Below are 24535 nucleotides of genomic sequence, written 5' to 3'. Positions count from 1 at the left end.
GTCAGATTTCACGCTTCAGCTTGTCGGCGAGTTTGAGCGACAGCGCGGCGATCGTCAGCGTGCAGTTCACCGACGCCGCCGTCGGCATCGGGCCGCTGCCCGCGACGAACAGATTGGGGTGATCGTGCGTGCGGCAATCCGCATCGACGACGGAATTCGACGCGTCGTTGCCCATGATGGTGGTGCCCATGATGTGATTGTTCGGTGCGAACGTATCGTCGAACGACACCTCGATGCCGCCGAACAGCGCCGCGATCTGCGTGTACAGATCGCGCGTATTGGCCGCGCTTTTCTTCACGTAATCGTTGATCGAATAAGTGATTTCAGGCTGCGGAATGCCGAGCGAATCCTTGTGATCCGCCGACGGCACGATGCGGTTGTCCGGCTCCGCCAGATGCTCGTGAAAACTGTTGATATTGAGCGTGCGCGCGGCGCGGTCGCGAATCTGCCGGTCGAGTTCGGCACCGGTGACGCCTTTTTTCAGCAGATCGGCGGTGACGCTCATGGTCGGCACACCGTTCGACAGATGCAGCTTCTTCGCCGCGTAATCCGAGCGGAATGCGCCGTCGCGAAAATTGACGATCGACGTCATTTCCATCGGTCCGCGTCCGGGCCACAGCGGTTCGTTCGCGACGAACGTGACGCCCGTGCCCGGATGGTCCATCAGGTTACGGCCGACCTGGTCCGAACTGTTGCCGATGCCCTTCGCGAACTTGCCGTCGGCCGACATCAGCATCAGCTTCGGCGTCTCGATCCCGTTCGCCGCGAGCACGAACAGCTTGCCGCTCACACGTGTGCTGTTGCCGTTCGGGTCTTTGTAGTGAACCGCGACGATCAGCCCTTTGTTGTCGGCCTCGATCCGGTACACGACCGCTTGCGCGATCAGTTTCGCACCCGCCTGCTCGGCTTTTTCCGCGTGCACGATGCCGTTGTACATCGCCGCGATGGGACAGATCGGCATGCAGTTGTTGTTGCCGCAGCAGGTCGGCCGCGCGTCGTAAGGACGGCTGTTGCGCGCGACCGGCTCCGGCACGACCTTGAAGCCGTTCGCGTTCAGCACGTCGCCGAAACGCTGGTCCATGTACGACAGCGGCAACGCGCTCATCGGATACGGCTCCGAGCGCGGCGAACCGAGATCCACCGTACGGTCCGGACCCGACACGCCGAGTTGCACTTCGGCGGCCTGATACCACGGCTCCAGAATCTCGTACGGAAACGGCCAGTCGCGACCCACGCCATAGCGCGTCTTCAGGCGAAAATCCGACGGCAGCAAACGCCACGCGGCGGCCGCCCAGTGCCATGTCGTGCCGCCCACCAGCCGTACGTATTGCGAGTTGTACGGATGCGAGCCCTTCTGGATCAGATAGCCGTTCGCGGGCGAATATTCTGGATGCGGCGCATACGGTGTCGACGGATACGGCGTCGCGAAATCGGCCTTGGCCGGCGAGTTGCGGAAGTTCTCGACGATCTGCCAGCGCGGAATGCGCGGCCCGGCTTCGAGCAGAATCACCGACGCGCCCGCGAGCGCCATCTGATGCGCGACCAGACCGCCCGCCACGCCCGAGCCGACGACCACGATGTCGGCTGAAATCGAGTCTGCCATTGTTGCCCTCTTGTTCTGACTGCTGCGGTGCAAAGCGGAGCATGCGACCCGCGACGGTTTCGCGGGCCGGTCAGGCCGCCGCGCCCGGTGGCTTTTGCGTCCAGTAGAACGGCACGTCGCGGCAATACGACGGCACCGTCAGCACGTCCTTTACAGGGTCGAACATCAGCGCGCGTTCGTAGGCGACCACCTGCACATGCGGCGAATCGCCGACGAGGCCGAGATACCACGCGCGCATGATCGCGCCGACGCTGCCGGCGAGCGCGGGCTGCTCGGTCTGCAACGCGGGCGTGACTGCGTCGGACGGCACGCCGCCATGCGTCTGAAGCCACGCGTTGAGCGCAGCCACGTGCTGAGGCAACTGGGAATCGGAATGGGAGAGCGCGTCGAACACGCGCCGGCCGAGCGTCGCATCGAAACCGGTGCGACCGGTCAGCCGCTGCGACAGCGCGAGAAAGGCATCGATGCCACCGTTGGCGGGCGCCGCGCCGGCACCGGCAGCGCTGGCTGGAGGCGTCTGCGCAAACGCGTCGGACACGCCGAACAGCGACCCCGACGTCAGCGCCGCCCGCCAGCGCGGGACGCCGCCCAGGCCACCGGTCAGACCACCGATCGCCAATGCCACCGCGGTTGCGCACGCGCTGCGCAACCACATCCTGCGCGAGACCGGGTGCGTCACGTCGCCGTGCGCATCTTTCTCGTACGCATCTGTCATGGGGACTCCACAGATGTTGACTGGTTTCAAACGGCACGATGTCGCGGCGCGCCGATGCGCCGTTCACCCTGTTCTTCTGCCCCAACAACCTGGTCTGTGTGCTGCCGCTTTACCGGTCCGACAAGCGGTCTCATGATGCGGTTGCGCGCCGGTGACATCCCGGCACGGGCGCACAACGCGCGATGATGATCGATCTACGATGATGTCTGCGTGACAACGGCCCCGCCGCCAACGCGTTGAAAGCCGCGCGCAAGGCCGTTGCGACAGACTATAGCTGCCGGACGTCCGTTCGACAATTATGCAGTTCAATGTTGCAGACCCATTCGATCCATGCCCAGTCATCTTTATCCGCAGGTTCTTCGTAATCGCCCCCGCCTCGTGCTGGGCTTGTGTATCGGCATCGTCGCCGCGCTGTTCGTGCCGGTCCAAGGCACCTTGACGGTCCGCGTGCTGTTCGCGTGGGATGTCGCCGTGTGGGCGTATCTCGCGCTGATCTGGACGCATATGGCGGCCGCGCATGAAGACCGCGTCCGCGAGTTCGCGTTGCGCGACGATGAAAACGCGGGCGTCGTGCTCGCGATGATCTGCACCGCGACCGTCGCGAGCATCGCCGCGATCGTGCTGGAACTGGCGTCGGCGAAAAGCGCGGGCGCGGCGTCGGGATCGAGCGCGCTGCACTATCTGCTGACCGGCCTCACGCTGATCGGCGCATGGTTTCTGATCCCGACCATCTTCACGCTTCACTACGCACGGCTCTACTACTCGGACGAGCAACAGACCGCGCTGCTGTTTCCCGATCGCGATCTGCGTCCCGACTACTGGGACTTCCTGTATTTCTCGTTCACGATCGCCGTCGCGTCGCAGACTTCCGACGTCGTGCTGCGCTCCCGCGCGATCCGTCGCGCGACGCTCGCGCAATCGATCCTCTCGTTCTACTTCAACCTTGCCGTGCTCGGCCTGTGCGTGAACATCGCCGCCGGGCTGGTCGGCTCGTGACCGCGCGACGCCCGCTGCCACGCCACCCTCGCCGCCCGCGCCCGTCCATGTAAAAGGCGCGACGCCCGCATCCGGTTTTTACACGGCGCGCGCGTCACCCGCGCCGTGCGCGCCGCCGCCCACTTCCGGCCTCGCGGCGCGTCTGCCGTCGCGCGCTGCCTTTGCACGCGCGGACGCATCCGCCGATCCGCGCTCGCGCCGCCCGCGAGCGCTCCCGCTTGGCACAGCCCTTGCTGCTGCAACCCACGTCGCCCGGACGATCGCCGCGCGAACGAAGCCTGCGCGTGGCAACGTTCGCTAACGCCCGGCAGTATGCGGGACCATGCACTACATTGACCTATACGCGCCCTGTGCTGCACGCATCGCGCGCATCCGGCTCTGGAAGCCTTAGAGCGTGCTGATCGCATCCGTTGCATCCCTCACGCAGCAGGACCACTCTGGAAAAGACCGATGGAACAACATGGGTATGCGCCGCGCATTTACTTTCTCCATGCTCCGCTGGCAGGCGCGCTCGACGCGTGGCCTGCGCGTCTGACGCACGCGGCGGATCTGGGCTTCGACCATCTGTTGATCGGCGGGCTGTTCGAACCCGGACGCGCCGGTCACACCCAGGTGGTTGCCAGTCACGACACCCTGCACCCGGCGCTCGCCACGTCGCAACCCACGCTCGATGCCGTGCGTAGCGTCTCGGCGGCGGCCGGCAAGCTCGGGCTGACGGTCCTGCTCGATATCACGCTGGATCGCATGGCCGCCGACGGGCCGCTCTTTTCCGCGCATCCTCACTGGTTCCATCCGTTCGAATCCGAAGAAGCCCGCCTCGATCCGCGCCATGTGCATCGCGAGGACAACGTCGCTTACGCGAACTTCGACGGCGATGGCGCGGCCGCGCTGACCGACTGGTGGACGCAAAAGCTGCTCGCGCTGGTGGCGGCGGGCGTCGGCGGCTTCCGGTTCGACTCGCCGCATCGGGTGCCGGCGCCGGTGTGGCGCCGGATCGGCGACGCGCTGCGCGAGCGTCATCCGCAGGTGCGCCTGCTCGCGGCCACGCCGGGACTCGCTCGCCAGGATCTGCACGCGCTCGAAGGCGCGGGCTTCGACAGCGTGTTTTCATCGGTGCGCTGGTGGGATTTCCGGTCGAGCTGGATGACCGAGGAACACGAAGCGCTCGCGCGGATCGCGCCGCCCATCGGGTTTCCGGAAGCGCCTTACGGCTCGCGGCTCGCCGCCGACGTCGGCGACGTGCACGACGCGTCGATCGTCGAGCGCACCTATCGACGCGCGCTGTTCACGGCCGCATCGACCGGCAGCGGCTGGATGATGCCGATGGGCTTCGAGTACGGCGTCACCGAACCGATCAGCTACGCGCATGCCGACGCCGCCCGCTTCGACGCCGCCTGCGCACAGCCGCAACTCGATCTGACCGCGCTGGTCAAGCACGCCAACCAGGTGATGCGCGACACCCCCACACTGCACGCGAACGGCGAACTGCTGGCGCTCAGCGGCCCCGGCTCGCCGGTCGCGGTCTTGCTGCGCGGCGATCGCGCCGATCTGCGCGACGCGCAGCACGCCGTGCTGATCGTCGTGAATCCTGAACTGGGCCTGCCGTTGCGCGTCGATCCGGCACGTTTCCTGAGCGGCGTGCCCGGCGAATTCACGCGCTTCGTGCCGCTCGATTCGCCATCGAACGCCGCGCCCGCCGCGCTGAGCCCGTTCACCTTGCCGGCCGGCGGCGTGCGCCTGTTCAAGGCCGTGCCCGGCACCCCGGTCTGTCTGGCACCGCCGATCGACAAATCGAACAGCAAGCGCTCCGGCAAACGCACCGTGCAGGACGCGATCGCCGCGCCGCGCGTGGCGATCGAAAGCGTGATGCCTTCGGTGGATCACGGGCAGTTTCCGGTCAAGCGGATCGTCGGCGAGCGGATGGAAGTGACGGCCGCGATCTTCGCGGAAGGCCACGACAAGATCGCCGCCGCCGTAATCTGGCGCGCCGCCGACGAAACCGCGTGGCACGAAGCGCCGATGGCGCCGATGCAGCCCGCCGGCACCGATATGTGGCATGCGTACATTCCGCTCGAACGGCTCGGCCGTCACGAATTCACGGTGACCGCATGGCGCGACGATTTCGCGTCGCTGGTCGAGCATATGCAGAAGAAGCTGAAGGCCGGACAAACGGTCGAACTCGAACTCGACGAAGCTGCGCATCTGTTCGCGCTGGTGCTGGCCGAAGTGGAAACGGTAGAAGGTGCGGTGACGGATCCGCTCGAACATATCGTCAAGGTGTTCGCCAAGGCCGATCCGGCGACGAAGCTCGCACTGGTGCTCGCGCCGACCACCGCGAAGGCGATGGCCGCCGCGCGTCACCGGCCGTTCCTCGGCCGCGATCCGATGGTCTATCGCGTCGATGCGGAACGCGCCGCGGCGGGCTTTGCCAGCTGGTACGAAATCTTTCCGCGTTCGATGAGCGACGACGAATCGCGGCACGGCACGTTCGCCGACGTCACGACGAAGATGCCGCGCATTTGCGAGATGGGTTTCGACGTGCTGTATTTCCCGCCGATCCACCCGATCGGCGTGGCGAACCGTAAGGGCCGCAACAACACGCTGACCGCGTTGCCCGGCGACGTCGGCAGTCCGTATGCGATCGGCGGCAAGGAAGGCGGCCATACCGCGACCCATCCGGAACTCGGCACGCTCGACGACTTCAAGACGATGCTCGCCGCCGCGCACGCGCACGGCCTCGAAATCGCGCTCGACTTCGCGATTCAATGCTCGCCCGATCACCCGTGGCTGAAGGAACATCCGACGTGGTTCGCGTGGCGTCCCGACGGCACGTTGCGTTACGCGGAAAACCCGCCGAAGAAATATCAGGACATCGTGAATCCTGATTTTTATGCGCACGACGCGAAGCCCGATCTGTGGCTCGCGCTGCGCGACGTGATCCTGTTCTGGATCGACGCGGGCGTGAATATTTTCCGCGTCGACAATCCGCACACGAAGCCGCTGCCGTTCTGGGAATGGATGATTGCCGACGTGCGTGCGCGCCATCCCGGCACGATCTTTCTGTCGGAAGCGTTCACGCGGCCCCGCCTGATGTACCGTCTGGCGAAGGTCGGCTATTCGCAGTCGTACACGTACTTCACGTGGCGCGAATCGAAACGCGACTTCGTCGACTATCTGACCGAACTGACTCAGACCTTCGTCAAGGACATCTTCCGGCCGAACTTCTTCGTCAACACGCCGGACATCAATCCGCGCCATCTTCAGGCGCAAGGACGGCCGGGTTTCCTGATTCGCTCCGCGCTGGCCGCGACCTTGTCGGGCTTGTGGGGCGTGTATAGCGGCTTCGAATTGTGCGAAGCCGCCGCGTTGCCGAACAGCGAGGAATACCTCGATTCCGAAAAGTATCAATTGCGTGCGTGGGACTGGAACCGGCCGGGCAATATCGTCGGGGAAATTACCGCGCTGAACCGGATCCGGCGTGCGAATCCGGCGTTGCACTCGCATCTCGGCGTGACCTTTTTGCCCGCGCATAACGAGAACATCCTGTTCTTCGAAAAGGCCACGCCCGCACGCGACAACGTGATCGTCGTCGCGATCAATCTCGATCCGTTCAACGAACAGGGCGCGGATGTCGAGTTGTCGTGGGCGACGTTCCAGCATTGGCATTTGCACGATCAGGCGGCACTCGAAGTGACGGATCAGATGACCGGCGCGCGATTCGAATGGCATGGCCGCTGGCAGCACATCCGTCTGAACCCCGGCGCGATGCCGTTCGCGATCTGGCGGATTGCGCCGCTCGGCGGACTGCCCGCCGATCCGCCCGATCCCGAAGCGTCGACCCATGACGGCGACCCAACCCATACCGAAGGTGCGCGATGAAACGTGACGACACAGCCGACACGACCACGCAGGACCACAGCGCCGACGAGCGCGACCATGCAACCGGCAAGGCCCACGCGTCGCGGCGCGGCCGACCGTCGATGCTGAGCGACGATCCGCTGTGGTACAAGGACGCGATCATCTATCAGGTGCACATCAAGTCGTTTTTCGACGGCAACAACGACGGCGTCGGCGATTTTCCAGGCTTGATCGCGAAGCTCGACTACATCGCCGAACTGGGCGTCAACGCGATCTGGCTGCTGCCGTTCTACCCGTCGCCGCGTCGCGACGACGGATACGACATCGCCGATTACCGCAGCGTCCATCCGGATTACGGCCAGCTTGCCGACGTCAAGCGCTTCATCCAGGAAGCGCACGCGCGCGGCATTCGCGTGATTACCGAACTGGTGATCAACCACACGTCGGATCAACATCCGTGGTTTCAGCGCGCACGTCGCGCGAAACCGGGCTCGAATCATCGCAATTACTACGTGTGGTCCGACACCGATCAGAAGTACACCGGCACGCGGATCATCTTTATCGACTCCGAACCGTCGAACTGGACGCACGATCCCGTCGCGGGCGCGTATTACTGGCACCGCTTCTATTCGCATCAGCCGGATCTGAACTTCGACAATCCGGCCGTGCTGAAGGAAGTGTTGCAGGTGATGCGGTTCTGGCTCGATATGGGTATCGACGGGCTGCGGCTGGACGCGGTGCCGTATCTGGTCGAACGCGAAGGCACCAACAACGAGAATCTGCCGGAAACGCACGCGGTGCTGAAGAAGATTCGCGCGACCATCGACGCCGAATATCCGAACCGGATGCTGCTTGCCGAAGCGAACCAGTGGCCGGAAGACGTGAAGGAATACTTCGGCGACGAAGACGAATGCCATATGGCGTTCCACTTCCCGCTGATGCCGCGCATTTACATGTCGATCGCGAGCGAAGACCGCTTTCCGATCACCGACATCATGCGTCAGACGCCGGACCTCGCCGAGACCAATCAATGGGCGATTTTCCTGCGCAATCACGACGAACTGACGCTCGAAATGGTCACCGACTCCGAGCGCGATTATCTGTGGAACACCTATGCGAGCGACCGTCGTGCGCGGCTGAACCTCGGTATTCGCCGCCGTCTCGCGCCGCTGATGGAGCGTGACCGGCGCCGTATCGAACTGATCAATTCGTTGTTGCTGTCGATGCCCGGCACGCCGGTCATCTACTACGGCGACGAACTCGGAATGGGCGACAACATTCACCTCGGCGACCGCGACGGCGTGCGCACACCGATGCAATGGTCGTCCGACCGCAACGGCGGTTTCTCGCGCGCCGATCCGGAACAGCTGGTGCTGCCGCCGGTGATGGGCTCGCTGTACGGCTTCGACGCCGTGAATGTCGAGGCACAGAGCCGCGACCCCCACTCGCTGCTGAACTGGACGCGCCGGATGCTCGCGACGCGTCGCGCGAAGCAGACCTTCGGGCGCGGCACGATCCGCTTCCTGAAGCCGGCGAATCGCAAGATTCTCGCGTATCTGCGCGAAATGCCCGGCGAGCCGCCGATCCTGTGTGTCGCGAATCTGTCGCGCGCGCCGCAGGCGGTCGAACTCGATCTGTCCGAATTCGCGGGCGCGGTGCCGATCGAAATGACCGCCGACTCCGTATTCCCGGCGATCGGCCAGCTGACCTATCTGCTGACGTTCCCGCCGTATGGCTTCCTGTGGTTCCTGCTTTGCGAAGGCGGCCAGCGGCCGACATGGAGTCAGGCACATTCGGAACCGTTGCCGGAATTCGTGACCATCGTGATTCGCGAAGGTCAGGTCGGCCCGACGCCGGAAAACGTCCGGCTGCTCGAATCCGAAGTGCTGCCGTCGTGGCTGAGCCGTCGGCGCTGGTTTGCGTCGAAGGATCAGAAGATGCACGCGGTGCGCCTCGCCGCGCTGACGACGATCCCGAACGGCGGCTTCGCGTTCACCGAAATCGAAGCCGACGTCGGCGATCACACCGAACGCTACGTGGTGCCGATCGCGCTGTCGTGGGGCGACGAAACCACCACGCCGCTCTACGTGCAGCTCGCGATGGCGCGGATTCGCCGTGGCCGCACCGTCGGCTATCTGACGGACGCGTTCGCGTTGCCGCTGTTCGCGCATGGCGTGTTGCGCAAGATGCGCGAGAAGGCCGTCGTGCCGACGTTCCAGAAGAGCGAGATTCACTTTGTCCCGACCGAGCGTTTCAGCGAACTCGGCGAACTCGGCGAGCGTCCGGATATTCGCTGGCTCGCGGCCGAACAGAGCAACAGCTCGCTGATCATCGCGGATGCGGCCGTGCTGAAACTGGTGCGCCGTCTCGTCAGCGGCATTCATCCGGAAGCGGAAATCAGTCGCCATCTGACGAAGATCGGTTACAAGAATACGGCGCCGCTGTATGGTGAAGTGGTGCGGATCGACCCGGCGGGCGTGCCGCACACGCTGTGCATCCTGCAAGGCTTTATCGACAACCAGGGCGACGCGTGGAACTGGGCGCTCGACTATCTGCGCCGCTCGGTGGACGAACTCGCCATTGCCGTCGACGCGCAGGACAAATCGCCGGATCGCGCCAGCGAGACCGAAGCGATCGAGGGTTACAAGGCGATGGCGGGCATCATCGGGCAGCGGCTCGGCGAATTGCACGTCGCGCTGGCCGCGCCTACCGACGACGCAGCCTTCGCACCGGAACCGGCAAAGCCGGAGCAGGTGCAGGCGTGGATCGACGGGACGCAATCCATGCTCGCCAATGCGCTCGATCTGCTCGGCCCGCGTCTCGACCAGCTGAGCGAAGACACGCGCGGGCTCGCGCAGAGTTTGCTCGACCGTCGCGATGCGTTGACCGAAGCGGTGTCGAAACTGGTATCGACAGACTCCGGCGCGTTGCGTACGCGGATTCACGGCGACTTCCATCTGGGTCAGGTGCTGGTCGCGCAGGGCGACGCGTTCCTGATCGACTTCGAAGGCGAACCGGCGCGCTCGCTCGAAGAACGTCGCGAGAAGTCGAGTCCGTTGCGCGACGTTGCCGGGCTGTTGCGATCGTTGTCGTATGCGAGCGCCGCCGCGCAATCCACCACGGAAAACGCGCCGCAGCAAACCGCCGACCGCAAGCGCGCGCTGTTCGACCGGTTCCGCACCTACGCAACGGAATCGTTCATCGAACAGTACCGCGCGGCAGTCCAGAGCGCGTCGCAACCGCTCGTCGCACCCGCAGCGGAACAGTCGTTGCTCGATCTGTTCCTGATCGAGAAAGCAGCATACGAAGTGCGATACGAAGCGGCCAATCGTCCGACATGGCTTAGCCTGCCGGTACGCGGCCTCGCCGCCATCGCAAGCCGTTTGCTGGGCGACACGGGCGCACCGCATGGCAGCGTCCACGGCGCCACGCACGATCAGGCTTCGCCGTCCGGCGGCGCCTCTCCTTCCACTCCGGCCGAGGGCGATTATGAGTGAGCATGACCCAGGCATCGGCCTGAATCCGCTGGATATCGACGCGCTGGTGTCGGCGCGTCACCACGATCCGTTCTCGCATCTCGGCATGCACGATTCCGATTACGGCCCGATCGTGCGCGTGGTGCTGCCGAACGCGGCGCGCGTGTCGGTGATTGCGCGCGACGACGGCGCGACGCTCGGCGAACTGCATCAGGTGCATCCGGGCGGGCTGTTCGCCGGGTCGGTCAGCGCGGCGAAACCGTACCGGCTGAAGATCGACTGGCATGGACCGGTTCAGGAAATCGAAGATACCTATTCGTTCGGACCGGTGCTCGGCGACGAACCGCTGGGACGGCTGGCCAACGGCGATCCTTACGCGGTGCTCGAATGTCTCGGCTCGCGTCCCATCACGGTGGACGGCGTGCCGGGCGTGCGTTTCGCGGTCTGGGCGCCGAACGCGAAGCGGGTCTCGGTAGTCGGCGACTTCAATGCGTGGGACGGTCGCCGTCATCCGATGCGGCTACGGCATCGGGCGGGCGTCTGGGAACTGTTCGTGCCGCGCGTCGGCGCGGGCGCGCGGTACAAGTACGAAATGCTGTCGCGCGACGGCCATCCGTTGCCGCTCAAGGCCGATCCATGCGCGATGCAGACGGAGAAGCCGCCGGCCACGGGTTCGGTGGTCGCGCATGTGGACGACGTCGAGAACTTCGCGTGGACCGACGCGGCGTGGATTGCCGCGCGCGGTGCAAAGCAGACCGCGAACGCGCCGATTTCGATCTACGAAGTTCATGCCGAATCCTGGCTGCGGGTGCTGGAGGAAGGCAATCGCGGGCTCGACTGGGCCGAACTGGCCGACCGGCTGCTGCCGTACGTCAAGGGCATGGGCTTCACGCACGTCGAGTTCATGCCAGTTGCCGAGCATCCGTTCGGCGGCTCGTGGGGTTATCAGCCGTTGGGACAGTTTGCGCCGTCGGCCCGTTTCGGCACGCCTGAGCAGTTTGCGATGTTCGTGAACCGCGCGCACGAGGAAGGCATCGGCGTGATCCTGGACTGGGTGCCCGCCCATTTCCCGAACGACGCGCACGGCCTCGTGGAGTTCGACGGCACGCCGCTGTACGAGCACGCGGACCCGCGCGAAGGCTATCACCAGGACTGGAACACGATGATCTACAACCTCGGCCGCAACGAGGTGAGCGCGTTCCTGATCGCGTCGGGGCTGGCGTGGCTGAAGCGCTTCCACGTCGATGGCTTGCGGGTCGATGCGGTTGCGTCGATGCTGTACCGGGACTACTCGCGCGCCGCCGGCGAATGGGTGCCGAACATCTATGGCGGACGCGAAAATCTGGAATCGATCGCGTTCCTCAAACGTCTGAATCACGAAGTCCGTTATGTGCCGGGCGCGCCGGGCGCGATCACCATCGCGGAAGAATCGACGGCATGGCCGGGCGTCACCGCGAAGCTCGAAGACGGCGGCCTCGGTTTCGATTTCAAGTGGAACATGGGGTGGATGCACGACACGCTGCATTACATGGAGGAAGACCCGGTCTACCGTCAGTATCACCATCACAACATGACGTTCGGGATGGTCTACGCGTATTCGGAGCGCTTCGTCCTGCCGCTTTCGCATGACGAAGTGGTGCACGGCAAAGGCTCGCTGCTCGGCAAGATGCCCGGCGACCGCTGGCAGCGTTTCGCGAACCTGCGTGCGTACTTCGCCTTTATGTGGACGCATCCGGGCAAGAAACTGCTGTTCATGGGCGGCGAGTTCGGCCAGATGGCGGAGTTCGATCACGACACGTCGCCGCATTGGCATCTGCTCGACGACGAGCTCCATCACGGCGTGCAAAAGGTCGTGCGCGACCTGAATGCGTTGTACGTGCAGGAGCCCGCATTGCATGCACTCGACAGCGAGCCGGGCGGGTTCGAATGGCTGATCGGCGACGACAGCGGCAACAGCGTGTTCGCGTGGCGTCGCACCGACGGCAGCGGCCGCGAGGTCGTGGTGGTCTGCAACCTGACGCCGGTGCCGCGCCACGGTTACCGGCTCGGCCTGCCGCGCCCAGGTCGCTGGCACGAGGTGTTCAATTCGGATGCGGGCATGTACGGCGGATCGAACGTCGGCAACGGCGGGCTCGTCTACACGGAAGAGATCGCCAGTCACGGCAAGCCGTTCTCGGCGTCGCTGATCCTGCCGCCGCTTGCGACCATCGTGTTGCGGGCCGATTGACGGGACCGGTGCTGCGCCGGTTGATGCACCGGGCGGGTTCGCATCCGTTGACGGACGAGTCGGCAACGAGCCGGAGACGGGCCGCGCGTCGGCCCGTCTCGCGTCGCCGGACACGCCGTGTCACCGTCCTTATCAACTGCCCCGACTTGGTACTACACTGCCCCTAGCATCGACTGCCACGCCAGCCATCGCTTCCGCTCACCACCAATCAGAACAAGGGGCCGGAAATCATGACGCAAGGATTACCCGATCGCCTGTTGCCGGGTTCGCCGTATCCGCTGGGCGCCAGTTGGGACGGCCTCGGTGTGAATTTCGCCGTGTTCTCGGCGCACGCCGACAAGATCGAGCTGTGCCTGTTCGAGCCCACCGGCCGCAAGGAGGTCGAGCGCTTCGCGCTGCCCGAATGCACCGACGAAGTCTGGCACGGCTATCTGCCCAACGCGCATCCCGGCACCGTCTACGGATTCCGTGCGCACGGCCCCTATCAGCCGCAACACGGCCACCGTTTCAATCCGCACAAACTGCTGCTCGATCCGTACGCGCACAAACTCGTCGGCCAGTTTCGCTGGTCGGATGCGCTGTTCGGCTATCGCGGACATTCGAACCGGCTGGATCTGTCGATCGACCGGCGCGATTCGGCGCCGGCCATGCCGAAGTGCGTCGTCATCGACGAAGTCTTCGATCTGACCCACGACACGCGTCCGAACGTACCGTGGAACGACACGGTCATCTACGAGACGCACGTGCGCGGCGCGTCGATGCTGCGCAGCGATCTGCGTCCGCACGAACGCGGTTCGTTTTCGGCGCTGGCATCGCCGGCGTTTATCGAGCATCTGCTGAAACTCGGCGTCACCGCCGTCGAACTGCTGCCTATCCACGCGTTTCTGAACGACCGTTTTCTCGTCGAACGCGGTCTGCGCAACTACTGGGGTTACAACACCGCGTCGTTTTTCGCGCCGGAACCGTCGTATCTGCATACCCACCGGCTCGACGAAATGCGGATTGCCGTACGGCAACTGCATGCAGCCGGCATTGAAGTGATCCTCGACGTGGTCTACAACCACACGTGCGAGGCCGATCAACTCGGACCGACGATTTCATGGCGCGGCCTCGACAACGCGAGCTATTACCGGTTGGTGCCGGGCGATCCGCGTCACCATATCAACGACACCGGGTGCGGGAATACACTGAATCTGCCGCATCCGCGCGTGTTGCAAATGGTGATGGATTCGCTGCGCTATTGGGCGACGGCGTTCAATATCGACGGCTTTCGTTTCGATCTCGGCGTGACCCTGGGACGCGAATACACCGGTTTCGACCAGGGCTCGGGTTTCTTCGATGCGTTGCGCCAGGACCCTGTGCTGTCGCAGCGCAAACTGATTTCGGAGCCGTGGGATATAGGACCGGGCGGCTATCAGCTCGGCAATCACCCGCCCGGTTTCGGCGAGTGGAACGATCGTTTCCGCGACACCGTGCGCCGTTTCTGGCGCGGCGACGCCGGCATGCGTCCCGATCTGGCCGCGCGGCTGACCGGCTCGGCCGATCTGTTCAATCACCGGCACCGCAAGCCGTGGGCGTCGGTGAATTTCGTCACGTCGCACGACGGCTTTACGCTCGCGGACCTCGTCGCCTACGAGCACAAGCACAACGAGGTGAACGGCGAAAACAACAACGACGGTCACAACGAAAATTGCAGCGCGAACTGGGGCGCCGAAGGCGACACGCACGATCCCGCGATCGTCGATACCCGCAACCAGGTCGCGCGTTCGCTGATTGCGACGCTGTTCGTCGCGCTCGGCACACCGATGATGCTGGCCGGCGACGAATTCGGCCGCAGCCAGAACGGCAACAACAACGCGTATTGCCAGGACAACGAGATTTCGTGGATGGACTGGATTCAGGCGAAGTCGGAAGAAGGTCGTCAGATGACGGATTTCGTCGCGCGGATGATCGCGTTGCGCAAGCAGCACCCGCTGCTGCACGAGAACCGCTTTCTGTTCGGCGACCGCAAGGTGTTGCCGGGTGTGTCCGACATCGCGTGGTTCGACGAACGCGGCACGCCGCTGACGATCGAAGCGTGGCAGGACCCGGAAGGCCGCGCGTTTACGTTGCGACGCGCGGGAACCGGCATCGACGGAAACATCGAAGTATTGCTGCTGATGTTGAACGCATCGGGCGGCGCGTTGCGCTTTACGCCTCCGTCACCGTTTCAGGAATGGCGAGTGCTGATCGATACCGTTGCGCCGGACGCGCCGCCTGGCAAGCTGGCGGCATCCGACGTCGAGGTAGGCGCGCACGGCCTCGTGATTCTGGTGGCGAAACCGGAGTCGAACGCGCCCGAATAGCGCGTCGCGCATGCGTTCAGTCCGTCGATGAATGAATGGCTGTCCCGCTGCACGACACCGGCCTCCCGCCGATCGTCCAGCTAAGGTAGCCTTACGACTGACAGACAACGCACGTGACCCGTACCGATAACCGTATGTCGAGCGCCGCGCCCGATCCGCACGCTAGCGATACATTTCAGGGTAGTGAATATGTCCGACACGCCGATTGATCCTCACGCACGCCATCATGCGCATTGCTTGCCGTTCGGCGCGCAACTGCTCGGCGCATCCGGCGCGCAGCCTCGCACGCGCTACCGGTTCTGGGCGCCGTCGTGTGAAAGCGTGACCGTGGAGATCGACAACGGCCCCGCCGCCGGCGCCGTAGCCATGACGCCAACCGGCAACGGCTGGTTCGAAGCCGAAGCCGAAGGCGGCGCGGGTACGCTGTACCGCTACAAGCTCGACGGCAAGCTGGTGGTGCCCGATCCGGCATCGCGCTTCCAGCCGCAAGACGTGCACGGCCCGAGCGAAGTGATCGATCCGCGCGCGTATCGCTGGGAGCACACGCAATGGCACGGTCGTCCGTGGGAAGAGACCGTGTTGTACGAATTACACGTCGGCGCGCTCGGCGGCTATGCGGGCGTACAGCAGCGTCTGCCCGCGCTCGCCGAACTCGGCGTGACGGCCATCGAACTGATGCCGCTGAACGATTTCGTCGGGCGTCATAACTGGGGTTACGACGGCGTTCTGCCGTATGCACCGGATTCCGCGTACGGCCGGCCGGACGAACTCAAGGCGTTGATCGACGCGGCGCACGGCCAAGGGCTGAGCGTGTTTCTCGACGTGGTCTATAACCATTTCGGACCCGACGGCAATTACCTGCACGAATACGCGGAGTCGTTTTTTCGGGCGGGCACGCATACGCCGTGGGGTCCGGCGATCGATTTCGAACGCCCGGAAGTGCGCGACTATTTCGTCGACAACGCGATCTACTGGCTCAACGAATATCGCTTCGACGGACTGCGTTTCGACGCCGTCCACGCGATCGACAACGACCACTGGCTGCGCGAGATGTCCGACCATGTGCGCGCCAAGGTCCAGCATGGCCGTCACGTGCATCTGGTGCTCGAAAACGAGCGCAACACCGCCAATCTGCTCGAAACGCATTTCGACGCGCAATGGAACGACGACGCGCACAACACGCTGCACGTGCTGCTGACCGGCGAGCACGAAGGCTACTATCACGCGTTCGCCGACCAGTCGATTCACAAACTCGCGCGCGTGCTGAGCGAGGGCTTCGCGTATCAGGGCGAGCCGTCGCCGATTCACGACGGCAAGCCGCGCGGCGAACCGAGCGCGCATGTGTCGCCGTCGTCATTCGTGATGTTTTTGCAGAATCACGATCAGATCGGCAATCGCGCGTTTGGAGAGAGGCTGCGCACGCTGTGCGCGCCCGATGCGTTGCGCGCCGCGACCGGCCTGCTGCTGCTGTCGCCGCAAATTCCGATGATGTTCATGGACGACGAATACGGCTCCGACCAGCCGTTCCTGTTCTTTACCGATTACACCGGCCAGCTCGCCGATGCGGTTCGCGAAGGACGTCGTCGCGAATTCTCGAAGTTCTCCGCGTTCAACGATGCGTCGCGTCGCGCGCAAATTCCCGATCCGAACGACGAAAAGACTTTCGCGATGTCGTCGCCGCGCGCCGAACCCACGCAAGGCCCCGACGCCGCCGACCGGCTCGACTGGATGCACTTTTACAAATCGGCGCTGGCCGTGCGCGCGAAACTGATCGCGCCGCGCCTCGCGCATGCGAAATCGCTCGGCGCAACCGTGTTGCAAACCGCCGCCGGCACCGACGCGAATGCGCTGGTCGCGCGCTGGCGGCTCGGTGACGGCGAAACGCTGTCGGTGGCGCTGAATCTGTCGGGCGATGCACTGCCGTTTCCCGACGTGCCCGACGGCAAGCTGATCTTCGAAACGCCGCCGCGCGTGCGCGACACAATCGGCACGCAGGTGTTGCCGTCGAACGCGTTCGTCGCGTGGCTGACGGGCGACATCAGCACCTACGCGAACGATCACCACACACGCAAGACCAGCCAGCAGGAGACGCGCGCGTGAGTACACCTCCCGTCCAGCATTCCGAAGCAATCGCGCGGCTCGCGCTGCAAGCCGGGTTCGAAGTCGAATGGGAAAACGCGCATCGCACTATCCAGCGCGTACCCGACAGCACGCTCGCCGTGCTGCTCGAACGGATGGGCTTGCCATGCAGCAGCCCCGCGCAGATCAAGCAAAGCGCGGCCGCGCTCGAAGCCGAACTGTCCGGCAAGAAACTGCCGCTGCTGATGACCGCCGAATGCGAGCGCGGCATTGCATTGCCGCCCGCCGCGATCAAATCCGGCAGCCGCTACCGGATCGAACTCGAAAGCGGCTCGATTATCGACGGCCGGTTTACCGCGCCTAAAGGCGAAACGGCATTGCTGTCGCCGATCAGCGAGCCGGGTTATCACACGCTGGTGATCAACGAGCAGCGCGTGACGCTCGCGGTCGCGCCGTCGCGCAGCTACACGATCGCCGACGCGTGGCAATCGCTGGGCGTCAGCGACCGGCCTGCGCCGCCGATGTGGGGCATCGCCGCGCAGTTGTACGGCTTGCGCCGCAATGGCGACGGCGGGATCGGTGATTTCTCGGCGCTCGCGCATCTGGCCGTGGAAAGTGCCAAACGTGGCGCGCACGCGCTTGCGATCAGCCCGACCCACGCGATGTTCAGCGCGCGGCCGCAGCAATTCAGCCCGTATTCGCCGTCGTCGCGTTTATGGCTGAACGTCACGCATATCGACCCGGCCGCGGTCTTCGGCGACGAACTCGCGCGGTCCGCAATGACCGACGCGGGTGCGCTCGACGCATGGCCGCAACTCGAAGCGCTCTCGCTGATCGACTGGCCGCGCGCGGTCACGATGAAGCTGAAGGTATTGCGCGTGCTGTTCGAGCGCTTCTGCGCGCACGATCGCGCGCAGGATTTGCCGCGCGCACTCGAATTCCACGGCTTCTGCACACGCGGCGGTCGCGCGCTCGAAGATCACGCGCGCTTCGAAACGATCCAGGCCGCGCAACTCGCGCAAGGCGGCGACGGCTTCTGGCGCAACTGGCCCGAAGCGTTGCGCGATCCACGGAGTCCGGAAGTCGAAGCGTTCGCCAACGAAAACCGTCACGAGGTCGAGTTTCATCTGTTCCTGCAATGGCTCGCCGCGAAAGGGCTGTCGCATGCGCAACATGCGGCGCGCGACACCGGCATGGCGGTCGGTCTGATCGCCGATCTCGCCGTGGGTTGCGACAGCGCGGGCAGTCACGCGTGGTCGTATCGCGACGACATGCTGCAAGGCGTGTCGGTCGGCGCGCCGCCCGATCTTTTCAACCAGGCCGGTCAGGCGTGGGGACTCACCACGTTCTCGCCGCGCGCGATGCGCAATCAGGGCTTCAGCGCGTTTATCGACATGGTGCGCGCCGCGTTCGCGCATGCAGGCGGCGTGCGGATCGACCACATTCTCGGCTTGCGTCGGCTGTGGCTCGTGCCTGAAGGCGAAAGCGCGCGCGACGGCGCGTATCTGCGCTATCCGCTCGAAGACATGCTGCGGCTGATCGCGCTGGAGTCGTGGCGGCATCGCGCGGTCGTGATCGGCGAGGATCTCGGCACGGTGCCGCCGGGCTTTCGCGAGCGGCTCTCCGAGCATGGCATCGCGGGCATTCGCGTGCTGTGGTTCGAGCAGCGCGAGCAGGCGGACGGCGGCGGTTTCAAGTCGCCCGCGCAATGGGATCGCGACGTGGTCGGAACGACGACGACGCACGATCTGCCGACCGTCGCCGGATGGTGGTGCGGCCACGATATCGAGTGGCGCAACCGGATCGGTCAGACGATGGCGCGCGCCGACGGCCGCGATGCGGTCGAAGTCGCGATGGAAGAACGGGCGGTTGATCGCGCGGCGCTGTGGTATGCGTTTCAGCAAGCCGGCGTCGCCGCGCACGACGTGCCGCCGCCGTTGGCGGAACCCGAAAGCGCGCCGGTCGATGAAGCGCTCGCTTTCGTTGCCGCCACGCCGACCCCGCTGGTGACTTACCCGCTCGAAGATCTGCTGGCGCTGGAAGATCAGCCGAATCTGCCCGGTTCGATCGACGAGCACCCGAACTGGCGGCGCCGCATGTCGTTGCCGGTGGACGACCTGTTTGCGGACGACAGTTTCATCGACAGGCTGCTCGCGGTAGATCGCGCGCGCAGTGCCACCTCCATCACCTCTCTGGTGCCCGACACGCCATGACCGTCCCGCGCTCCACGTTACGACTCCAGTTCCATCGTGACTTCACGTTCGACGATGCGATCGAGCACGTCGACTACTTTGCCACGCTCGGCATCAGCCATCTTTATGCGTCGCCGATAACGACGGCTGAACCGGGTTCCACCCACGGTTACGACACGGTCGATTACACCCGGGTCAATCCGGAACTCGGCGGCGAGCCGGCGCTCAGGCGATTGGCCGACGCGCTGCACGACGCGGGCATGGGTCTGATTGTCGATATCGTGCCGAACCATATGGGCGTCGGCGGATCGAGCAATGGATGGTGGCGCGATATCCTCGAATGGGGACGCCATAGCGCCTATGCGCGCCATTTCGACGTGGACTGGCATTCGCCCGATCCTGCCCTGCGCGGCAAGGTGCTCGCGCCGTTTCTCGGCGCGCCGTACGGCGACGAACTCGCGGCCGGGCGCATCGCGTTGCAGTTCGACGCGGACGAAGGCCGCTTCTTCGTCGGTTACGGGCCGCACGTGTTCCCGGTCTGTCCGACCGATTACGCGACGCTGCTGCAAAGCGCCGAACATGCCGATCTCGCCGCGCTGGCCGAACGCTTCGTCGGCCTGACGACGCAGCCCGCCGATCAGCCGCGCGCCGCCGACGCCCGTGACGCGTTGCGCGACTTCGTCGCGAAAAACGGCAAGACGTCGATCGACAAAGTGCTCGACGCGTACGCGTCCACCGAGCCGGGAACGCGCGACAAGCTGCACCGCCTGATCGAGCGGCAACACTATCGGCTCGCGTGGTGGCGCACCGCCGCAGACGAGGTCAACTGGCGCCGCTTCTTCGATATTTCGACGCTGGCGGGCATCAAGATGGAACGCCCCGAAGTGTTCGACACGGCGCACGCGCTGATTTTCCGGCTGTATATGGAGAATGTGATTGACGGCGTACGGGTCGATCACGTGGACGGCCTGGCCGAGCCGCGCGAATACTGTCAGCGGCTGACCGCGCGGATGCACGATCAGCGCGCCGGCAGCGAGCCGTATATCGTGGTCGAGAAGATTCTCGGACGCGGCGAGCCGCTGCGCGACGACTGGTCGGTGCAAGGCACCACCGGCTACGATTTCATGAACGATGTCGGCGCGTTGCTGCACGACCCGGCGGGTGCCGAACCGCTGGCCGCGACGTGGGCGGAACTGAGCGGACGCAGCGCGTCGTTCGCCGACGAAGCAGCCATTGCGCGTCGCAAGATCCTCGCCGAAAACCTCGCCGCCGAACTCGATCGCGCGACCCGTGCGCTGCATCGGATTGCACGCGATTCTCTCAACACGCGCGACCTGACCTTCACGTCGTTGCGACGCGTGCTGACCGAACTGGTCGTGCATTTTCCGGTATATCGCGTGTATCCGGTCAACGGTGTGCGCACCGATGCCGACAACGTCTATTTCGACCAGGCCTACGACGGCGCGAAGCGCGCGTTGGCGCGCGCGGATCATGCGTTGCTGGAACGGGTCGCGCAATGGCTCGGCGGACGCGGTGTCGAAGAAGCGCCGCCCGGCTCGCCGACGAATCAGAACGGTTCATCCCGACGCACCGCGCAAACCCTGTTCGCGCAACTGACCGCGCCAGTCGCCGCGAAGGCGATCGAAGATACCGCGTGCTATCGCTATGGACGGCTTTTGTCGCGCAATGAAGTCGGTGCCGATCCGGGCGAGTTTGCGTTGTCGGTCGAGCGGTTTCATGCGACCAATCGCGATCGCGCGCGGCATTTTCCGTACGCGATGCTCGCCACCGCGACGCACGATCACAAGCGCGGGGAAGACGTACGCGCGCGGCTCGCGGTGCTCAGCGAGATTGCGCACGACTGGAGCGCGACGTTGAAGGCGTGGTCGGCGTTGAATGCGCCGCTGCGGCGCACGTCGCGCGAAGCCGCGGGCGGGACGGATGCGGGCGCGGCGAAGCACAGCGATCCGTCGGCGGCGGTCGGTCACGACGCCGCGCCTTATCCGGGCGACGAAGCGATGCTGTATCAGACGCTGGTCGGTTGCTGGCCGCTGACCTTGTCGCCGGATGACGAAGCCGGTGTCAAGGCGCTGGCCGAACGCGTCGCGGGCTGGCAGTTGAAGGCGCTGCGCGAAGCGAAACTGCACACCAGCTGGTTCGCGCCGAACGAAGCGTACGAGAACGCGTGCCGCGCGTTCCTGTTCGACATTCTCGCGCCGCAGCGCCGCGACGGTTTCCTGCAGCAACTGAGCGATTTCGTGAAGCGGATCGCGCCGGTCGGCGCCGTCAACAGCTTGCAGCAAACGCTGTTGCGGATGTCGTCGCCGGGCGTGCCGGATTTATATCAGGGCACTGAGTTGTGGGACTTCAGCCTCGTCGATCCCGACAACCGGCGGCCGGTGGACTTCGCGCAGCGTAACGCGTGGCTCACGGAAGCGCCGCCATCGGACTTCTTGCCGGAGTGGCACAGCGGCCGCGTGAAGATGGCGGTCGTGCAACGCGTGCTGGCGTTGCGCGCGCATCTGCCGAGACTGCTGTGCGAAGGCGTGTATGTGCCGCTGACCGTACATGGCGAACACGCGTCGAGCGTGATCGCGTTCGCGCGGCGGCAATCGGGTACGTGGGCGGTGGTCGTGGCGACGCGGCTGGCGGCGGGCTTGATGGGCGATGCGTCCGGCGTGCCGCACGTCGATCCGGACCGTTGGGGCGATACGGCGATCGAGCTTCCGGACGAGTTGAAGTCGCGCGCGCTGTTCGACTGGTTGAGTCCCGCCGAGCGGAAGGTGGATGGCGATGCGCGGCTGTATCTGCGCGATACGCTGAAGACGATGCCAATCGCGCTGCTGGTCGAGGAAGGGATGCCGCGCGATTGACGGGCGGGATCAACCGCCCTCGTCTTCGAACTCTTTCGGGTAGACGCGCACCAGCACGATGCGCGGCCCCTTCATTTTCTTAACGACCACGTCGAAACGGTCGAACACGATGCGCTGGCCTTCGGACGGCAGGTCGTTCAGCGCCTGGATCACAAGACCGCCGACCGATTCCGCGCGCCCTTCGTCGATGTCGATACCGAGTGCGCGTTCCAGCGACACCACCGGCAAGCTACCCTTGCCCATCAGCGTGCCGTCGTCCATTCGCGTCCAGTCGGCGTCGCCCTGACGGAACTCGTCGTGAATCTGGCCGACCAGCGCGCCGAGCAGATTGTCGAGCGTCAGAAAACCGATCGGCGCGGCGTGTTTGTCGCCGACCAGCGCCAGATGCGGCGCGCCCTTGCGGAAACGGCGGAACAGTTCGAGCGCGGGCATGTTCGGCTTCACGTATTGCACGGGCCGCGCGTACTCGGACAGGTCGTCGAGCGTGCTGCCCGCCTGACGCGCCAGCAGCAGATCTTTCAGGTGGATCATTCCCGCGACGCGCTCGCCCGATTCGTCCTCGAACAACGGATAGCGGCTGAAGCGATGACGCGCGACCACCTGCATGTTGTCGCGCAACGGCAGGTCGCGGCGCAGGCCGATCATTTCGTGGGCCGGGCGCATCAGGTCGGACACGGTCATGCGCGAAAAATCGAGCGAATGCGCGATCGTGTTCCACTCGTCTTGGCTATACGCGCCGTCGCCGGCGCCGCCGAGTTCGCTCGCGACGTTCGCGCGGCGTCCGCGCAGGATCAGCTTCAGTTCGTCAGTCGAGTAATGGGTGTCGCCGCCGTGCTCCGAGGACAGACCGGCGAGCCGCAACACCGCGTTCGCGCTGCTGTTGAGCACCCAGATGGCCGGATACATGGCCCAGTAAAAACCGTAGAGCGGCATCGCGGCCCACAGCGACACCTTTTCGGATTCGCGGATGGCGAGCGACTTGGGCGCGAGTTCGCCCACCACGATATGCAGGAACGAGATACACGAAAACGCGAAGAACAGCGAAACCGCGTGGATCACGTGCTCCGACTCGATGCCGGCCAGCGCAAACAGCGGCGTCAGCAACGCGGCGAACGCGGGCTCGCCGATCCAGCCAAGCCCCAGCGACGCCAGCGTAATACCGAGCTGGCACGCGGACAGATAGGCGTCGAGGCGGCCATGCACCCTGGCGAGCAGACGCCCGCGCAGACCGTGCTGCGTCGCGAGACTCTGCACGCGGGTCTGCCGAAGCTTGACCAGGCCGAATTCCGCGGCGACGAAAAAACCATTGAGCGCGACAAGCAACAGCGCACCGATGAGGGCGACAACCTGGGTCAAAGCAGAGGGCTCCGGCAACGAAAAGTTGTCAGTATAGACGGCGCAAGCTGGACGAAAGGCGAACCTGTGCGACGGACGATGCCGCGTCAGGCTCCCGCGAGAGGCACATGCAACGTCAGCGTCATCGGCTCGTTGTCACGCATTTCGGCTTGCTCGAAGGTACCGCCATGCGCCTCGGCAACGCGCTTGCACATAGCGAGCACCCACGAGATGCGACCGGCTTCACGGGGCTCTCCGGCCTGTTTGCGGGCGAATGCTTCGAGCAGATGCGGCACAGTGGGATCGTCGAGCGCGGCGGTGGCGGCGTGGAGCGTGACGACCGTGTGCCACATCGAGGCATCGGCACGCGAACTGAGCGTCACGGCCGTGTTGCGCGCGCTGGCTTCGACCGCGAACGTGAGCATCAGCCAGACCGCTGCGGCGATACGCTCGCCGTCGCCGTTCATCTGTTGCGTGGACAGTTGCGAGTCGAACGAGACCTCGACATTGCGCGCGACCGCCAGCGCGGCGCGCACTTCGCCCAGTGTTTCGTCGAGCAGAGGATGCAGCGAGAACGGCGCGCGCGTCAGCGCCAGCGTCCTGGTTTCCGCGCGCGTCGAATCGACGATGGTTTCGAGCAGCTTGACCTGCTGTTCCACGCCGCTGCGGATGCCGCCGACCGCGCGTTGCGCGGTGGGATCGTTCGCGTCGAGCTTGCGTTCGAGGACGTAAGCCCAGCTATGGATTGCATTCAACGGACCGCGCAGATCGTGCGAGACGAGGGACAGCACGTGATCGCGCATGAACAGCGCGGTTTCGGCGCGCAGATGCGCGGT

Annotated in this window: 12 protein-coding genes; 8 read left to right on the top strand and 4 right to left on the bottom strand. The window is 64.9% G+C overall.

The window, feature by feature from the left end:
* Position 1: 1 nt before the first annotated feature.
* Together PW947_RS16655 and PW947_RS16650 are read right to left on the bottom strand one after the other, a co-directional pair.
* Positions 2 to 1603 carry a GMC family oxidoreductase gene (locus tag PW947_RS16655; RefSeq protein ID WP_299633449.1) on the bottom strand — a complete coding sequence of 534 codons (1602 nt, stop codon included), beginning with the start codon at positions 1601 to 1603 and terminating at the stop codon, positions 2 to 4.
* A gap of 70 nt (positions 1604 to 1673) precedes the next feature.
* Positions 1674 to 2318 (bottom strand): sugar dehydrogenase complex small subunit, encoded by a 645-nt coding sequence (locus PW947_RS16650; RefSeq protein ID WP_299633448.1) that lies wholly within the window; start codon positions 2316 to 2318, stop codon positions 1674 to 1676.
* Positions 2319 to 2648: 330 nt separating this feature from the next.
* Between PW947_RS16650 and PW947_RS16645 the strand changes: the two genes are divergently transcribed.
* The 8 genes from PW947_RS16645 (at position 2649) to treY (ending at position 22364) form a co-directional block, all read left to right on the top strand.
* A complete protein-coding gene (locus PW947_RS16645; RefSeq protein WP_299633447.1) occupies positions 2649 to 3314 on the top strand; it encodes a DUF1345 domain-containing protein in 666 nt (221 codons plus the stop codon).
* Positions 3315 to 3764: 450 nt separating this feature from the next.
* Complete coding sequence (locus PW947_RS16640; RefSeq protein ID WP_299633446.1) at positions 3765 to 7193, top strand: maltotransferase domain-containing protein; 3429 nt, start codon at positions 3765 to 3767, stop codon at positions 7191 to 7193.
* Complete coding sequence (gene treS / locus PW947_RS16635) at positions 7190 to 10669, top strand: maltose alpha-D-glucosyltransferase (protein WP_299633445.1); 3480 nt, start codon at positions 7190 to 7192, stop codon at positions 10667 to 10669. Before PW947_RS16640 ends, treS begins: the two co-directional genes overlap by 4 nt.
* Entirely contained in the window at positions 10662 to 12875 is a 2214-nt protein-coding gene (gene glgB / locus PW947_RS16630) for a 1,4-alpha-glucan branching protein GlgB (RefSeq protein ID WP_299633444.1), read from the top strand. Before treS ends, glgB begins: the two co-directional genes overlap by 8 nt.
* Before the next feature lie 230 nt (positions 12876 to 13105).
* Positions 13106 to 15220, top strand: coding sequence for a glycogen debranching protein GlgX (gene glgX / locus PW947_RS16625; protein WP_299633443.1), 2115 nt, complete (start codon positions 13106 to 13108; stop codon positions 15218 to 15220).
* A 189-nt stretch (positions 15221 to 15409) separates the two neighbouring features.
* Positions 15410 to 17320, top strand: a complete 1911-nt coding sequence (gene treZ / locus PW947_RS16620) for a malto-oligosyltrehalose trehalohydrolase (RefSeq protein WP_299633442.1) — start codon at positions 15410 to 15412, stop codon at positions 17318 to 17320.
* Positions 17317 to 19512: a 4-alpha-glucanotransferase gene (gene malQ, locus PW947_RS16615; RefSeq protein WP_299633441.1), complete on the top strand. Its 2196-nt coding sequence runs from the start codon at positions 17317 to 17319 to the stop codon at positions 19510 to 19512. The genes treZ and malQ overlap by 4 nt, the downstream gene beginning before the upstream one ends.
* Positions 19509 to 22364, top strand: coding sequence for a malto-oligosyltrehalose synthase (treY, locus tag PW947_RS16610; protein ID WP_299633440.1), 2856 nt, complete (start codon positions 19509 to 19511; stop codon positions 22362 to 22364). The genes malQ and treY overlap by 4 nt, the downstream gene beginning before the upstream one ends.
* A gap of 9 nt (positions 22365 to 22373) precedes the next feature.
* On the opposite strand, the gene PW947_RS16605 is transcribed toward treY, so the two are convergent.
* Both PW947_RS16605 and PW947_RS16600 read right to left on the bottom strand, forming a co-directional pair.
* On the bottom strand, positions 22374 to 23720 hold the full coding sequence (locus PW947_RS16605) for a hemolysin family protein (RefSeq protein ID WP_299633439.1): 1347 nt from the start codon (positions 23718 to 23720) through the stop codon (positions 22374 to 22376).
* Between the two features lie 86 nt (positions 23721 to 23806).
* The gene (locus PW947_RS16600; protein WP_299633685.1) at positions 23807 to 24526 is read right to left on the bottom strand and encodes a HAMP domain-containing sensor histidine kinase; all 720 of its coding nucleotides are present in this window, start codon (positions 24524 to 24526) and stop codon (positions 23807 to 23809) included.
* Between the last annotated feature and the right edge of the window lie 9 nt (positions 24527 to 24535).

The organism is Paraburkholderia sp. (genome assembly GCF_028283785.1).
GTDB lineage: Bacteria > Pseudomonadota > Gammaproteobacteria > Burkholderiales > Burkholderiaceae > Paraburkholderia.
Note: the sequence above shows the minus strand (reverse complement) of the source record. Positions and strands in the feature narration are given on the sequence as shown.

What these genes read in the sequence shown, in the direction of transcription:
- PW947_RS16655 (WP_299633449.1), bottom strand. Translation starts at nt 1,603, where the DNA reads ATGGCAGACTCGATTTCAGCCGACATCGTGGTCGTCGGCTCGGGCGTG.
- PW947_RS16650 (WP_299633448.1), bottom strand. Translation starts at nt 2,318, where the DNA reads ATGACAGATGCGTACGAGAAAGATGCGCACGGCGACGTGACGCACCCG.
- PW947_RS16645 (WP_299633447.1), top strand. Translation starts at nt 2,649, where the DNA reads ATGCCCAGTCATCTTTATCCGCAGGTTCTTCGTAATCGCCCCCGCCTC.
- PW947_RS16640 (WP_299633446.1), top strand. Translation starts at nt 3,765, where the DNA reads ATGGAACAACATGGGTATGCGCCGCGCATTTACTTTCTCCATGCTCCG.
- treS (WP_299633445.1), top strand. Translation starts at nt 7,190, where the DNA reads ATGAAACGTGACGACACAGCCGACACGACCACGCAGGACCACAGCGCC.
- glgB (WP_299633444.1), top strand. Translation starts at nt 10,662, where the DNA reads ATGAGTGAGCATGACCCAGGCATCGGCCTGAATCCGCTGGATATCGAC.
- glgX (WP_299633443.1), top strand. Translation starts at nt 13,106, where the DNA reads ATGACGCAAGGATTACCCGATCGCCTGTTGCCGGGTTCGCCGTATCCG.
- treZ (WP_299633442.1), top strand. Translation starts at nt 15,410, where the DNA reads ATGTCCGACACGCCGATTGATCCTCACGCACGCCATCATGCGCATTGC.
- treY (WP_299633440.1), top strand. Translation starts at nt 19,509, where the DNA reads ATGACCGTCCCGCGCTCCACGTTACGACTCCAGTTCCATCGTGACTTC.